Source organism: Sulfolobus tengchongensis (assembly GCF_036967215.1).
Lineage (GTDB): Archaea > Thermoproteota > Thermoprotei_A > Sulfolobales > Sulfolobaceae > Saccharolobus > Saccharolobus tengchongensis_A.
In genome coordinates this window covers 1,063,187-1,077,599 of sequence record NZ_CP146016.1, presented here as the reverse complement: position 1 = coordinate 1,077,599, position 14,413 = coordinate 1,063,187, and the positions used below count along the sequence as shown (strand labels likewise).

14 protein-coding genes are annotated in these 14,413 nt (G+C 33.0%); 7 read left to right on the top strand and 7 right to left on the bottom strand.

Annotated features, from left to right (window positions below; genetic code table 11):
- Positions 1-41: 41 nt before the first annotated feature.
- The 4 genes from V6M85_RS05025 to V6M85_RS05010 are packed head-to-tail and all read left to right on the top strand — an operon-like array spanning position 42 to position 4,322.
- Positions 42-1,157 (top strand): DNA double-strand break repair nuclease NurA, encoded by a 1,116-nt coding sequence (locus V6M85_RS05025; protein WP_338603775.1) that lies wholly within the window; start codon positions 42-44, stop codon positions 1,155-1,157.
- Positions 1,154-2,980, top strand: a complete 1,827-nt coding sequence (locus V6M85_RS05020) for an ATP-binding protein (protein WP_338603773.1) — start codon at positions 1,154-1,156, stop codon at positions 2,978-2,980. Before V6M85_RS05025 ends, V6M85_RS05020 begins: the two co-directional genes overlap by 4 nt.
- A gap of 24 nt (positions 2,981-3,004) precedes the next feature.
- Complete coding sequence (locus tag V6M85_RS05015; protein WP_338603770.1) at positions 3,005-3,394, top strand: hypothetical protein; 390 nt, start codon at positions 3,005-3,007, stop codon at positions 3,392-3,394.
- Positions 3,372-4,322 carry an acyl-CoA thioesterase gene (locus tag V6M85_RS05010; RefSeq protein ID WP_338603767.1) on the top strand — a complete coding sequence of 317 codons (951 nt, stop codon included), beginning with the start codon at positions 3,372-3,374 and terminating at the stop codon, positions 4,320-4,322. The genes V6M85_RS05015 and V6M85_RS05010 overlap by 23 nt, the downstream gene beginning before the upstream one ends.
- On the opposite strand, the gene V6M85_RS05005 is transcribed toward V6M85_RS05010, so the two are convergent.
- Complete coding sequence (locus tag V6M85_RS05005) at positions 4,283-5,386, bottom strand: MFS transporter (RefSeq protein WP_338603764.1); 1,104 nt, start codon at positions 5,384-5,386, stop codon at positions 4,283-4,285. The two genes, V6M85_RS05010 and V6M85_RS05005, sit on opposite strands and share 40 nt — an antisense overlap.
- Positions 5,387-5,424: 38 nt before the next feature.
- Here V6M85_RS05005 and V6M85_RS05000 point away from each other — a divergent pair, with 38 nt between their 5' ends.
- On the top strand, positions 5,425-6,204 hold the full coding sequence (locus V6M85_RS05000; RefSeq protein ID WP_338603762.1) for an SDR family oxidoreductase: 780 nt from the start codon (positions 5,425-5,427) through the stop codon (positions 6,202-6,204).
- A 10-nt stretch (positions 6,205-6,214) separates the two neighbouring features.
- Positions 6,215-6,958 (top strand): exodeoxyribonuclease III, encoded by a 744-nt coding sequence (locus V6M85_RS04995; RefSeq protein ID WP_338603760.1) that lies wholly within the window; start codon positions 6,215-6,217, stop codon positions 6,956-6,958.
- Here V6M85_RS04995 and V6M85_RS04990 read toward each other — a convergent pair.
- Positions 6,950-8,614, bottom strand: a complete 1,665-nt coding sequence (locus tag V6M85_RS04990) for a protein kinase domain-containing protein (protein ID WP_338603757.1) — start codon at positions 8,612-8,614, stop codon at positions 6,950-6,952. The genes V6M85_RS04995 and V6M85_RS04990 overlap by 9 nt on opposite strands.
- A gap of 416 nt (positions 8,615-9,030) precedes the next feature.
- Between V6M85_RS04990 and V6M85_RS04985 the strand changes: the two genes are divergently transcribed.
- Positions 9,031-10,569 (top strand): APC family permease, encoded by a 1,539-nt coding sequence (locus V6M85_RS04985; RefSeq protein WP_338603754.1) that lies wholly within the window; start codon positions 9,031-9,033, stop codon positions 10,567-10,569.
- On the opposite strand, the gene V6M85_RS04980 is transcribed toward V6M85_RS04985, so the two are convergent.
- From V6M85_RS04980 to cobM, 5 genes are all read right to left on the bottom strand, one after another.
- Positions 10,534-10,929: a HEPN domain-containing protein gene (locus V6M85_RS04980; RefSeq protein ID WP_338603752.1), complete on the bottom strand. Its 396-nt coding sequence runs from the start codon at positions 10,927-10,929 to the stop codon at positions 10,534-10,536. The two genes, V6M85_RS04985 and V6M85_RS04980, sit on opposite strands and share 36 nt — an antisense overlap.
- 298 nt (positions 10,930-11,227) lie before the next feature.
- Entirely contained in the window at positions 11,228-11,629 is a 402-nt protein-coding gene (locus tag V6M85_RS04975) for a thioesterase family protein (RefSeq protein WP_338603750.1), read from the bottom strand.
- Positions 11,630-11,951: 322 nt separating this feature from the next.
- Complete coding sequence (locus V6M85_RS04970) at positions 11,952-12,617, bottom strand: cobalt-precorrin-7 (C(5))-methyltransferase (protein ID WP_338603747.1); 666 nt, start codon at positions 12,615-12,617, stop codon at positions 11,952-11,954.
- 2 nt (positions 12,618-12,619) lie between these two features.
- On the bottom strand, positions 12,620-13,618 hold the full coding sequence (gene cbiG, locus V6M85_RS04965; protein ID WP_338603744.1) for a cobalt-precorrin 5A hydrolase: 999 nt from the start codon (positions 13,616-13,618) through the stop codon (positions 12,620-12,622).
- Between the two features lie 2 nt (positions 13,619-13,620).
- Positions 13,621-14,409: a precorrin-4 C(11)-methyltransferase gene (gene cobM, locus V6M85_RS04960; RefSeq protein WP_338603741.1), complete on the bottom strand. Its 789-nt coding sequence runs from the start codon at positions 14,407-14,409 to the stop codon at positions 13,621-13,623.
- Positions 14,410-14,413: the final 4 nt, after the last annotated feature.

The window sequence follows — 14,413 nt, the reverse complement described above, 5'->3', positions numbered from 1 at the left end:
CTCATATTTAAATATTACCATAATAAAATATGTTATGAAAGATGACGAAAAAGCTAGAGCTTCAAGTATTACTAAAGGACATAATTTCAAAATACATTGTAAACTATTTAGGTTCTTCTACTACTATAAACGTTGAGGCCGAGGAGTATATCGAAAATGACAGTAGTGGAACTTTAATCTCTCCCTTAAATGAGTTTATGAATTACGTTGACATCAGGCAATCTCAGTCCCTAATTTATTCGATAGATGGTAGTAGTAGGAGTTTCATTTCGTCTAAGGGTATAATAAGCATTGCATCAGTTGTAATATCTTCTTCTATTACTCCCATTTTTGGCGTTTACCCTCCTATTTCAGGTTTCCCTGAATTAGATCTAAAGAGGCCGTTTTTAGCATTGGCTTCTTCTTCTCATCAGAGCCCTTTAATTCCATTTTTTTATAATTCAGATTTCATTACAACTTTATCTTTAGATGGAACCTTCTTTACTTCAGCTAACTCTCCAGAAGAGATAGAAACCGAAATCAGAACTGTTCTAGAGACTGAAGCTCTTAAAAAGATACCAAAGGATGGCTCTATCATTTTATTGGATGGTCCTTTGATACCACCCCTAATTTTCTTGAAAAGTAAAGTAAGAGATGAAGTATTGAAGATGAGACTTGAAGTCATGAGATCAAATGTTATTGGTGTTGTTAAGAGGTTAGATAAGTCTAGGTTATTAATATCTAGTCTTTCAAAATTTGGTTCTAGATTTTCAGAAAGGTTTAAGATAGATCCAAGAAAGTATTTTAATGATGAATCATTTATACTTGATTTTATAAAAAGTAATTTATCTCCTCCTTATGTGCCAATTTCTCTAGGTCCCATACTAAGGAAAATAGGCAATATTCCCTTATATGTTAATTATCTAGTTTACCCTTTACACCCTTATGTTTTTAAATTCTCTATATTAAGAATAGAAAGTCTAGTAAATGATCTAAAAATAATGGATCAAGTGTCATCGCTTAAGTTTACAAGGGACGGTATTCCATTCACATTGGCAATTGCAGATAGGACTGCAAAAGAGATTACAAACGCCATATTGAGAATAGTGGTAACTACATTGGAAAGTATGGGAATGCAAGCCAGTTTTTACAGCAAGCTAGAACAGGTGGGTATATGACTTCAGACTTTTCACTGTATAATGATATCAAAGATAAAATTTCAAAAGCTAGAGCGTTGGCTATCACATTAGGTGATTTGGTAGGGAAGGTTTCTCGTTATCTACCTAGCAAAGTCGATGAAGAAAACGATATAGTTAACGTTGTTGTTGATCCCAATACTTATTATAAGTATCCATTTTTAGGTAAAATAGGTATATTTCTAGGCGCTGTTGATATAAAATCTTTATATTTCGTTCTATTAAGAGTAATAGGCTATGAAAGAAGTGATGCATCTTCTTTGTTTATGGGGGATTCGAGTATATTAAGTAATGTAGGGTTAAGTGATGACGAACCAGGGTCTTTGATAACTAACGTAACACTTAAATGCGAGATGCTAACTAAGGTTGACTTCTTATCTTCATCTGATCCAGAAGCTGCAGATATTACTTTAGAACCGCAATCTCCTGTTATCATTCCAAAGCCAGAGGTTATAGAAAGATCATTAGGTACAACTAGGGGTTTACTGAGATTAGGCTTTTTAGACGTGTCATATAGTAGGGTAAGAGTTAGTACTAGCCTTGACGATTTGAATTTTCATATGCTCATATTAGGAACTACTGGTGCTGGTAAAACTTCTTTTATAAAAGATCTAATAGCTGGTCTTAATGTGGTAAATGAGGAAGGTAGCAAGACGTTTATTTTAGATGCAACTGGTGATTATTATCACATTTTTTTACCACCAGATAAATCCGATAAGATTGTCAGAAATGGTGTAGAGGAATTTAATCAACTTTATGGAGCTATAGTAAAGGGGATTAACCTCGATATAATTTATCCAGTAAGCAGAACGTGGGTAAAAAAGTATCTTGGTAATTCAAAGTCAGCTGGATCTATAGCAAAAGTATATTTTGATATGTTTGTAAAGCCCATAGTTAATTATTTAAATAGTAAGGGTGTTACACTTTATTCTTCAATAATAAATAATAAGATAATAATTTCTAATTCTGAATGGTCGTCTCAAGTTACTATCTATCCATTTTATTTTAGGTTTAGAGACGTTAAAGGAGTCTTACATAGACTTAATCCTTATTTTAGTGAGCAAGCATCTCACTTTATCAAAATAATGATAAGAAAAAAAGGTAAGGAAATTTCAAAGTTAGATGATTTAATAACCGAATTTAACGATAATGGTCTAGAAGGTGTTGAGATACATAGAAGTACTAAAGAAAATATCATTAGAGGATTATACTTACTTAAGGAGACTCAGCTTTTTGACGTTGGTGTTGAAAGATTTCCTCTAAGTAAGGTATTAAAGAATTCGTCATCAACGATAGTTTTTGATTTATATAATAGTGAATTAGACGATTTTTCCCAGAAGATCTTAACATATTATTTTCTCGATCGTTTATTTGAGTTTAGAGAGAAACAAATGCGTGGTGGCAGTGTTAAGGGTAGGTATGTGATAGTTATCGATGAAGCTCATAGATTCTTTCCATCATCTAAAGGAGGTGAAGAAGATACTAACTATATTAGGAAAGTAGCGGGTAAGATAGCTACCATGATGAGATTAGGTAGAAGAAGAAAGATAGGCTTCATATTTGCTACACATAATCCTAATGATTTGAGCGATATAATTATACAACTGGCTAACACTAAAGTATTATTTAGGATCAAGTCTGAGGTAGCTGAAGCATTAGGCTTATCGAAGACTGAAGCGAGAATTCTCAACTGGGAGAAAAATGGAGTCTCATATTTATTAACACCATGGCTTAGAGAAGGTAAGATTAAAATAAAAGTTCCAGTTCCTCCGCCGTTGGGTCATTATGACTTGTCTAAAACATAAATAGTAGCTAGATAATATAATCTAGTGGAATCACAACTGGAAACTATTATCAATACGTTAAAGAGAAAGAAAGATAAAGAAACAATTATAGAATTTTTAAAAACAATTAGAAGATATTTACCTCCTTCAGATGACTTCTCTATAACGTTATGGAAATCTGGAATTTACGAGTATATTTTGGACAGAAATGGTGTGGCGATTATTAGAGTTGCTGAAGACGAATATTTACCTTATATGTCGGCATATGAGAAAAGAATAGACTACTCTCAACTTCCGGAAAATCTTTTGAATAATCTAGATTGGAAGGGGATTTTGAAACAAGTTAGAGATATTGCGTTGGAGTACGCAAAAAGAGATAAAAATTTTGACAAAATAGCTGATATGGTTAATCATGTCGTACTTGAGAATCTCTGATACTGTTGTGGAAACATATAGAATAGTTCATTATGAACAAACTAACTTTTTGAATAGATTACATGGGGGGGATATGTTATTTTTTCTAGTAGAAACTGGGATGTTATCCGCTACAAAAGTTGCAAAGGGTACATCACTTTTAGCCTCATTAGATGATGTGGTATTTAAGAAGCCAGTAAAGTTAGGTGATATAATCAGAGTGAGGGCCGAAACAGTATATATAGGCAATACATCGCTTGAAGTTGAGATAAACGCTTTTAACCAAAATGAAGAAGTAGTTTCAGCCTACGCCACTTACGTGAAAGTTGATGACTTATTGAGACCAGTTCCAGTAGGGGTTAAAATAGTCGAAGAGAACGAGGAAGAAAAAAGAAAGATAGAAGAAATTAAGAAAAGACGAGAAAGTAAGCTATCTAAAATAGCTGATAGACAAAAGATGAGATTTCGAACAGAGGACATAACAGAGGGTATAAGATATAAAATAAGTAATGTAATTCATGTATCACCAGAGCTTACTTATGACGGTAAGATAATGTCTGCAGGGAAACTTTTGAAGCTCATGGATGATATTGGCGGTGTAGTGTGTTTTAACTATATAGGCTATAATAATAGCACTGACTATACGTCTGGCGCAGTTGTAACGGTTGCTGTAAAGGGGCTCACGTTTTACTCTCCTATAAGGCTTAATGATATTATAACAATTAGAGCAGGTTTGATCTACGTAGGTAATACATCTGCAGATGTGATAATTAACGTGATAAGAGAGGATATGAAGGGATTAAAAGAACACGTAGCTACCGCTTATTTTACTTACGTTAGGATAGACAAGGAGGGTAAGCCAATAAAAATGCCTAAATATATACCAGTTACAGATAGAGAAAAGAATCTCTATGAAGAAGCTCTATTAAGAAGAGGTTTGCGTAAATAGATATACAGTAGAAATAGTGAAAGTGCAAAGGAATAGAATGAAATCTGATATCCTGAGACAATATTATTTGTAGAACCTGATAAAAAGCCACCCACCACATTCGCTATATCCTCAGTAGCATTAAATATTCCGATAACAGTTGCCTTATTTCTCTTCAGTCCCTTTATCATTAATGAAAAGAACGATATATTGTATATTGGGAAAAGTGGACCAAAAGTTAAGAATAATAACATAGTTCCCTCATATATTTTGAATCCAATTAGAATTATATAGACAATATATAAAACTATTAACGATCTGGCAAATGTTACTAATAACATGAAGTATTCTTCCTTACCTTTAACTAGACTTGTCCCCTTACTATATATTACCTCTTCAATTAAGTAAAGTAGGGAATAACTGAGAAATATAATATATGAAGGGTTAAGCATCAGATAGTTTAATGGAACATATAAAGTATAGAATATTTCAGCTGCCATATTAAACCAGAAATATGATATAATAGGTACATATAGGGCTTTGAGTATCTTGTTTCTATCAACTACATCATAATTTATTCCTCCATCATATCTAGGCACATGGGTTACATTAAATATTAATGAAATTGAAAAGAATATAAGTATAAGATAGTCATTATGATAAAATGCTGAAAGCAAACTTCCTGTAACATTTCCAGCTAGTGAGATTTGTGATAATCTAGTATTGCCCAAGACTAACTTTTCTTGTGGGGTAGTTTCCAATAATATGGCAGAGTATATAGGGCCGTCTAAAGCGGATACAAATCCACTAAGCTCGTATGCTATCAATTTATTACTATGATATATTATTCCAATAACTATACCTGCTACTGATAATATTATAGCGTATTCTTTCCTAAGTCTTGTCCTATCAATTAAATACCCCCATATATAAGATCCAAGGGCATTAAGAGCATTGTAAATTCCGGTTATTACACCTAATAGGAATAACGATTTAGTTTCGCTATAAAATTCTACTGGAAACAGTAATCCTATCATAGTGAAGCTACTCACAATGAAGTACTGCCCTAAAAATTTCCTAATCACAATATATCAATTACTAAAAGAAAACGTTAATAAGAGATATGGTAGTGGTTTATTATATGAGATTTAAAGGCAGAATAGTCGTTATAACCGGGGGTACTAGAGGGATAGGAAGAGCTATTACTGAAGGATTCTTAAGAGAAGGAGCAACACCAGTGGTACTTTATGCCTCGGCTGAGAACGAAGCTAAGAAGCTTAAGGAAAAAGGGGCATATATTATTAAGTGTGATGTAGGAAATAGAGAAGAAGTTAGAAAGGCTAAAGAAATTGTTGATAAGGAATTTGGTAAGGTTGACATCATAGTTAACAACGCAGGTATAATGGTTCTAATGCCTTTTGAAGAATTTGATGAGCAGAAATATGAAAGGATGCTAAGAATTAACTTAAATGGAACAATATATGTAACATATGAGTTCCTTCCTTTGCTGAAGAGAGTTAAAGATGGCGTAATAGTTAATATAGCGTCTAACGCTGGTATAGGGACAGCTGCTGAAGGGACTACCTTTTATGCAATATCTAAGGCTGGAATTATAATACTCACTAGAAGATTGGCCTTTGAATTAGGGAAATATGGGATAAGAGTTAATGCGGTGGCACCAGGTTGGATAGAAACTGATATGACTTTAGGAGGGAAGGACCAAGAAGAGGCTGAAAGATTAAGAGAAATATTTAGAAATAAAACAGTCTTAAGAACAACTGGAAAACCTGAAGATATAGCAAATGTAGTATTATTCTTAGCAAGCGAAGAAGCTAGATATATCACTGGGCAGGTTATAGTTGCAGATGGTGGTAGAATAGATAATTTAACTCACTCAGTATAAACTTTCTATCGTGAAGATAGTAAGTTGGAATATTAATGGTATCCGTGCCGCATTAAAAAAGAATTTGCTAGAATTCGTACAAGCTAACAATTTCGATATAATAATGTTTCAAGAGACTAGAGGTGATTTAGTTCCGCTTGATTTTATAATGATGGGTTATAGTATTTTCTCCTTTCCATCTAAGAGAAGGGGTTATAGTGGTGTCATGACATTAAGTAAAATAAAACCATTAAACGTAATTAAGGGACTAGGGATCGAGGAATTTGATAGTGAGGGTAGAGTAATTAGTATAGAACTGGAAGACTTCTTCGTTGTAAATTCATATTTTCCTAGGGCAGGAGATAAGCTAGAGAGATTAGATTTTAAGCTTAAATTTAATTCTGCGATTGAGAAATTCTCTGAGCAGCTTAGAAAAAATAAGCCAGTAGTAATTTGTGGAGATTTCAATATCGCTCATCAAAATATAGATGCAGCTTATGGAGATCCTTCCATGCCAGGTTTAACGCCACAAGAAAGAGCATGGCTCTCTCATTTCCTCTCCTTAGGTTATATTGACACGTTTAGGTATTTTCATCCAAATCAGAGGAAATATAGTTGGTGGAGTTACATGATGAATGCTAGGGAGAGAAATTTAGGATTACGATTAGATTATTGTTTAGTATCAGAAGAAATAAAAGATAGAATAAAAAACGCTGACATTTTAGTTGAAGTCCTAGGTTCTGATCATGCGCCAGTGATTTTAGAACTAATATAAGTTACGTTCTATGGTAATGTAGATTGATCTTGCGTTAGTTTTTTGTAAAAACATTTCGTATAATAAATTACTAAACCACATCGGTAAATTGCTTATTTTAGGCAGATACATGTACCGTTTAGCTATTCTGAGGTAGTTCAAGTAATTCCCACCTTTCTCATATTCTTCAATTGCTTTTCCTATAGCGTCATAATAGTCTTTAGGATACACATATTCGTCAAAGAGAAGCTTATAAGCAGTTGCTCCTAGAGCAAATATGTCCATGCTAGGCGAAGCACCTTGATTTTTTAGTATAACTGCCTCTATTTGTTCTATAGGACAATAGAATTCTGTGAAATCTTCAATTCTTTCGCCGATTCTTCTAGCTGAGCCCAAATCTCCTAGTTTAACTAATACCTTACCGCTAATTAAATTCATAAGAATTTCCCTATCAGTCTTGCCTGGAAATTTACTAAAGTAAATATTTTGTGGCTTGACATCTAAATGAACGTAATTAGAAGAATGTATTATTTCTAGTGCTTTTGCAACATTTTTAACTATAAGTGCTACAACCTTATACCAATCCTTGTCTTTCTTCACCATTTTTAGAATATCAAAAGCATTTCCACCATCCATTAGCTCCATGACTATATAGGGAGGTTTCGTTAAGTAAAGATAACTATCACCCTTTTCGATTTTAATTATATTATCCACATTTATTTCACTTATAGCAAATAACTTAACTACATTTTGAGACTTATACGAGATTTCCTGAAGGTTAACGAATTCTTTACCAAGATTTAATATGAGGTTGTGTGCATTAACCCTCGTTTCCCCTCTGTTGCTTTTATTTATTTTAGGTATTTTCATTGCATATAAATTACCTTCCTTCTTAACTTTTAGCACAAAAGAACTACCACCTAAAGCTATGACATCTATAACTTCGTAATCGTTTATTTTTCTTCCTACCCATATCTTCGGATTCCAATTATCAATATTTGGTATATTAGTTGTCTTTATAAAATATATTTCTAATAAATTGTTGCTAATTATTCCACTATCGGGTTTAGGAATATATATGTCACTCCCTTCTATGATATTCTCTACATAAAACATACAATGTTTATTATTAGTAATATTTACTGTTGCACTGTTAGTAAAGAAATAGTATTTTCGTCCATCAATTATAATACTCCATCTTAAACCTTTAGGTAAGCCATAAACCCTTACTCTGACTCTCTTAACATTTGTATTGTCTCTCCAAATAAGTAGTTGTGACAAATTCCCTAATTCATATAATCCTACTAGAATCAATGTTACGAGATGTATTGAGAGTAAATTTAAAAATATATTAATTGCATAAAATACTATCATAGAGCATGATAGGGTCACTGGTAATACGGCTATTTTTCTTCCATGTCTGTAAGCTTTATACAGTGAGAGTGACCCCAATAAGTATGATATTATAGAAAGTGGTAATACTGAAGAAGAAAATAGAAAAGGAGAATATAACATAAAAGTATAGAATATCCCAGCTAATATGGAATATCCCACGGATCCTAATGCTATCCCATACAAGATATACCCTATAAGTGGCACGACAATAGAGACAAATATACCACTTCTAGCTAAGTTCTTTTTTATCAATTCAATGTTTTGTGGCTTTCCCATTAACATTATTAAAGTCATAAATCAATTATAAAAAATCTTCAATAGTATCTATAGCAAACGTAAATATCACAATTTTTATTATAATGTATTGCTTTATATGGCTTTCCTAAACTTGTGTTGCTTTTTTCTATTCTCCTTATAGTAATACGAATGCGTATAACGAGAGGTTTTACCAATACTTATATAAGAAAGATTTATTACTGAACACTCCATAATGTTAAAATATACTCCTTTTTTATGATTAATAATTAATCTGAATTATTATTTCAAAAATATCTTATAATCTATATTAGTTTATATTCCTCCTATCAAGGTTCTTTTTAATTCTCTTTTACTTAACCAAGTAAATGGAATTCATAAATTTCCCCTTATTATTTTTTAGCTTAAGTAAACTTTATTAGGTTAAGGTAAAGATTGGCAATATGGAAAAAAGGAATGTATTCGTTAGGGAGACTTCTGGCCTTATAAAACAAGTATCATTGACTGATGCTATAATGCTTAACCTTGCCAACATGTCAATAGGTATAGCACTATTTCAGTCTATCTCACCTTATATTACACGAGGCGGTGTTCTTTGGCTTGCCTCGTTAATAGGACTAATTTTAGCGTTTCCACAAGCGATAGTGTATACTGTATTTAACAGAAAATTTGGTAGGACTGGTGGTGATTATATATGGATTTCAAGAAATATGGGCGGTTTATTTGGTACTATCTTTGCCATAGCTTATCTTTTAGAATCTACAGCTTTTTACGCGTTAATCTCATTCTTTTCCGCGTCTGCAATTAATTCTGTCTTATTAACGATTGGTTATCTTAATCATCAGAACGCGCTAATTTACATTGCTGAGAATATTATCGTTAATCCTTATGGTGGCCCATCTTTCCAGCAAAGGCTTATTTTTTATGGAATTTCTGCCTCAGCCTTTATTTTCATAGTGTTAATAAACATTTTACGTTCAAAATGGGGTTATAAGCTAGTTACTTCACTGGGAATATTCTCCATGTTAACAGTTGTTCTTTCTATGATTATAATTGCAATCGGCGCAAGTCACTTTAACTCATCAGTTCTTCCTTTATTAAAAGAGTTTAATGTTAGCGTTCCTTCTAACTTACCTAAAACACCATTACCATATTCAATTTCACTTACTGCTACATTCTTATTGATGCCTTTATTTGCTCTCTACACATATCCTTGGATGAATGCGGGACCCGCAGTAGCTTCAGAATTTAAGGGAGATAAGGTTTCTAGATATAACGTATTCCTATCATTATTGATAACTGGTATTTTCGTGACATTAGCATTTTTGGAAATGGACTTGATTGCGGGCTATTATTTCAATTTAAATGCATATCCATCTGCCGTATATAATTTCTGGACAGTCTCAATTGCATTATCATCAAATCCTATCATTGAATGGATATTGGGACTTGGATTAATAGCTTGGAACTATTTTGTGCTATCCTACGGTGTCTTAGTATTTTCAAGATATGTATTTGCGCTTTCTTTTGATAGAGTATTTCCAGAGAAGTTCTCTCAGTTAAATAGACATGGATCTCCCGTATATGCGCATATCTTAGATCTGACTTTAACCCTAGCATTCCTCCTAATTCCAGTATTCTCAATCAACGCTGCATTATCCTTATATGGAGCGTCCATAGTTGGTATGTTATATTTCTTAGCAGTTGGTATTTCTGCAGTGATCTTTGGTTTAAGAAATAATAATAAACTAATGAAAATAGCAGGAATATTAATGTCTATTTACTTCTGCTACTTAACATATGAGGCAGGGACCAATCCCTTGTTTGGCTTTTCAACGGGATCAAGTATCAACTTAATTACGTTGTCATTTGTGTTGGGATCTTTTATTTCGGGCATTGTAATTTGGAACTTAGTGAAGTATCTTAATACCAGAAAAGGGATAGATTTAACTCTGACTTTTAAGGAAATTCCGCCCGAGTAGATCAAATATTTTATCAGCAAACGTTATTAATTCCTTAACATCATTTTTACTTAGTTCTATTGGCACAGAATAACCTAGCCTAACTTTAATATCATCTAAAAGTCTGATGAGATTTTTATTCTTCATCCTTATTTCTCCTATATTCTCATCTCCAGTATATCTGAAAATCACTCTAAAAAGCCCATCAAAATCAAGATACCATGGTATATCTGCCCCTAATTTTAACAAAGTTATGTTAAGTAATATGTAGAGGGATTCCTCAACTGCTATAGCTGAGATATCATAAAAACCGTTATCAAAATTAAATTTGGAGGCATCTAGTAAATGGTACGCTTTCTTGTATAACGGATCTAAATTCATATCTCAATATCCGATCCGAGGATAAAATTTCTTGATAGTTGTTAATTTAGTTAACTACTCACTTTCATTTACATTGCCGATTGTTACAGCCATTTTCCTGGCAATTACATACTAATCATTTATCCTAAAGAAACCCTTTTTCTATCGTAATTTCTATCTCAAGAGCGCGACCAATTTGCGTCTTCAATGGATATGGTTATAATAGCATAGCTTAGATGTACTAATCCATATAACGTAGTAAATATTAATAGCTAAAATAATAATAATAAAAATAATGATAATTAAAAATTAATATCCCCTATGCCATTAGCTTATTTATCAAATCCTTTGGCATTTCTACAGATTTCCATACTTTTGGGTTTATTGCAACTTGTATCACATAACCCTCAGTAGTTAATTCACCATCTTTTAAGATTTTGAAATCAAATCGTACAGTCTTACTTGACAGTACTTTTGGGCTTAATAGTACTGTTAGTTTATCACCTAGTTTAACTGGTTTATGGTATACTGCATGCGATTCTGCTATTACAAACCACAAGTCCTCGTCAACTATGGGATATGGTATTCCAGTTTTCTCTTTAACGAATTTTTCTATTGTATTTGTAAAAAACCTGTAATATGCCGCATAATGTGCTATTCCTTGGGCGTCTGTATCATAAATTCTAACCACGTCTTCAAACACATACTCCACATTTTGCATATATGTATATTCTAAGTACTTGCTGAAAAGCATTTGCAGAAGAAAACTTTTATAGTTAAATCGGGAAGTTTATGAAATTTCCTATTGACAACATTTTCTCCTTATTCTAAATCAAGGATTATAAAAATGAATAAAAGAATATGATGTCGGCCTAACTCTAATTGTACAACAGTAAATACAAAATTTTACGAGTTTCAAGCAAACTAGACTTCTATCCTAAATGAGGTAGTATGTTAGATTAGAAATATTTTTCTAATTTCGTAAATAAGTTTCATTTCTATGTTTTCCTAAAGCATATAGAGTATATTCATACTTTATTTCCCTATTTGAGAAATATGGCCATTATCACAAGATCACTGAATCCATAAGTTTCATTAATTAAAGAAACTACACTATCATATTCTCTTACGCTTTCTCCATCATACGTAAGTCTCTCGAAGACAACAATTCTACAGTTTAAATTATTCTCATAAAGAAATTTTGCTACTCTTTGTGGACCATCCTTATAAGGTTCTGGTATTACCACGGCAACCCTGCCCATTTTTAATATACTTATTATATCCGATAGCATTTTGGAAGTGTCGCCTCTAACGTGTAAGGTTACGAATCCAACAAAGTTCATATCTAGGCCTAGTTTAGCTAGTAATATGTTAAGAGAGGATACGCCAGATATTATATGGACTTTTACGCCTTTATCTTCACATAAATTCTTAATTTTCTCTACAAACTGCCAATCAGATACTGAAGGATCTCCATGATTTAAAATAGCTACGTCCTGTGATTTAGCAATCTCTATTGCTCTCTCCAGTTGTTCTCTTTCTTCTTTATAATTTAGTATAATAATTTTCTTTCCTTCTAAAATTTGAGAGAACCTCTCAATGACAGCTTTCCATCCTACAACTATTTCGCTTTCTTTGATAGTCTTATAACCTTTCAATGTAAGGTATTCTGGATCACCAGGCCCTACTCCAATTATATAAACTGCCATTTTCACTCATCCTCGTAAGTTGCAACTGCTATGGTAGAGCTTTTACTTATAGGTATTTTCCTTAATATTAACTTTGAGTTCTTTCCTCCAGCTATCAATGCTGAAATTTCAGCTACTCCTTTTAAACCTACTTCAATTAGAGTTTTACTTGGAGGTGTAAGGCAAGGATTTGTGAAACTGTTTATTTCATTTTCGCTTATCAATCTAAATTTAACGTTAAATTCTTCAGCCAACTCTTTAACTTCTTCTCGAATTGACGCTATTACTCCGATTCTTTCCGCTTTCAAATTAAGTCTTTCCAACAATCTGTATATTCCATTACGGATTTCATCTAATTTTACATCTTTCTTAGATCCTATACCTATTGATATTTTTAACGGCATTAGTCTCACCACTATCTTATCATCTTCGTATTCTCTGTTTTTGACTAGTGATATGATATAATTGCATTTAGTACTATTAACCTTTATATTTTCAGGAAAATTAATATTGATACCATCATTGATACCATCTATACAGATCTCTTCATCCTTGAGTAACGCTGCGTTAATCTTCACTATGGTCTCTGGATTTAATATCCTAGCTATTAGGATGTTTGCTATTTTCTCTACACTTAGCTTACCTTTTAATTCAGCTGCTGTAGTTATAATTGGTGTGGAGTTCAAGATTTTGCCTAATTCTCTGGCAATATCATTTGCACCCCAATGACCACCTAATAGAGGTATAACATAATTCATTTTATCGTCAACACATATAATTGGTGGGTCGTCTGTCTTAGACTTAGCATATCTGCAAACTATTCTCGTGGCCCCCTCCAGAGCCATTACGAATATTATAGCATCATAACATTTCCAAATAGTCTCAATATCTGCATCTTTGTATTTATAATGTACTACCGGAATCTCGAATTCTTTTAATTTTTCTCTTATGGCTTCTCCTGCATTATACCCATCATCTGATGCTGAGATTATAGCTATTCCCTTCCATAAATTTTCTAACATTCTTAATCTTCCTCAATCTTCCAAGGTCTATAAGAGTGATTATGCTTTGGGTCATATACGCTAGATCTTACCATGTTTTTGATTTGCTCATGATCTGCTGTAAGTCCAACTATTATTACTGAGTCTCTATAAATCCTTGCCTCTCTAACCTTATTCACTATGTCAGCTAAAGTTCCTTTGATTATTTTCTGTTCTGGCCAAGTTGCTCGATATACCACTATAACTGGAGTATCATCAGTTAATCCTCCTTCTTTTAACTCCTTGACCACTCTATCAATAATATGTATTCCAGTGTAGATTACCATTGTAGCACCTATTTTTACCATTTTTGCGAAATCTTTTATCGAACCCTGCATTGGAACCCTTAAAGAAGCCCTAGTTATTATCACTGTTTGGGCCAATTTAGGTATAGTTAGTTCAGTAGGTATTACAGATGCAGCAGCAATTGCTGCAGTAATGCCAGGTACAACTTCATATGGAATACCTGCTGCGTCTAATGCCCACATCTCTTCGAGTAACGCGCCATAAATAGATGAATCACCAGACTTAAGTCTAGCAACCAGTTTTCCCTCACTAGCTTTTCTTACCATTATTTCTACTATTTCGTTTAATGTAAGTGGTGCACTATTATATATCTCAGCATCTTTTCGAGCCCATTTTAATATTTCCGGGTTTATGAGGGAGCCAGCATACACTATAGCATCTGCAGTTTCTATGTATTTTTTGGCTTTTATCGTTATTAATTCTGGATCTCCTGGACCAGCTCCTATGAATATAACCTTTCCAACCATTAGA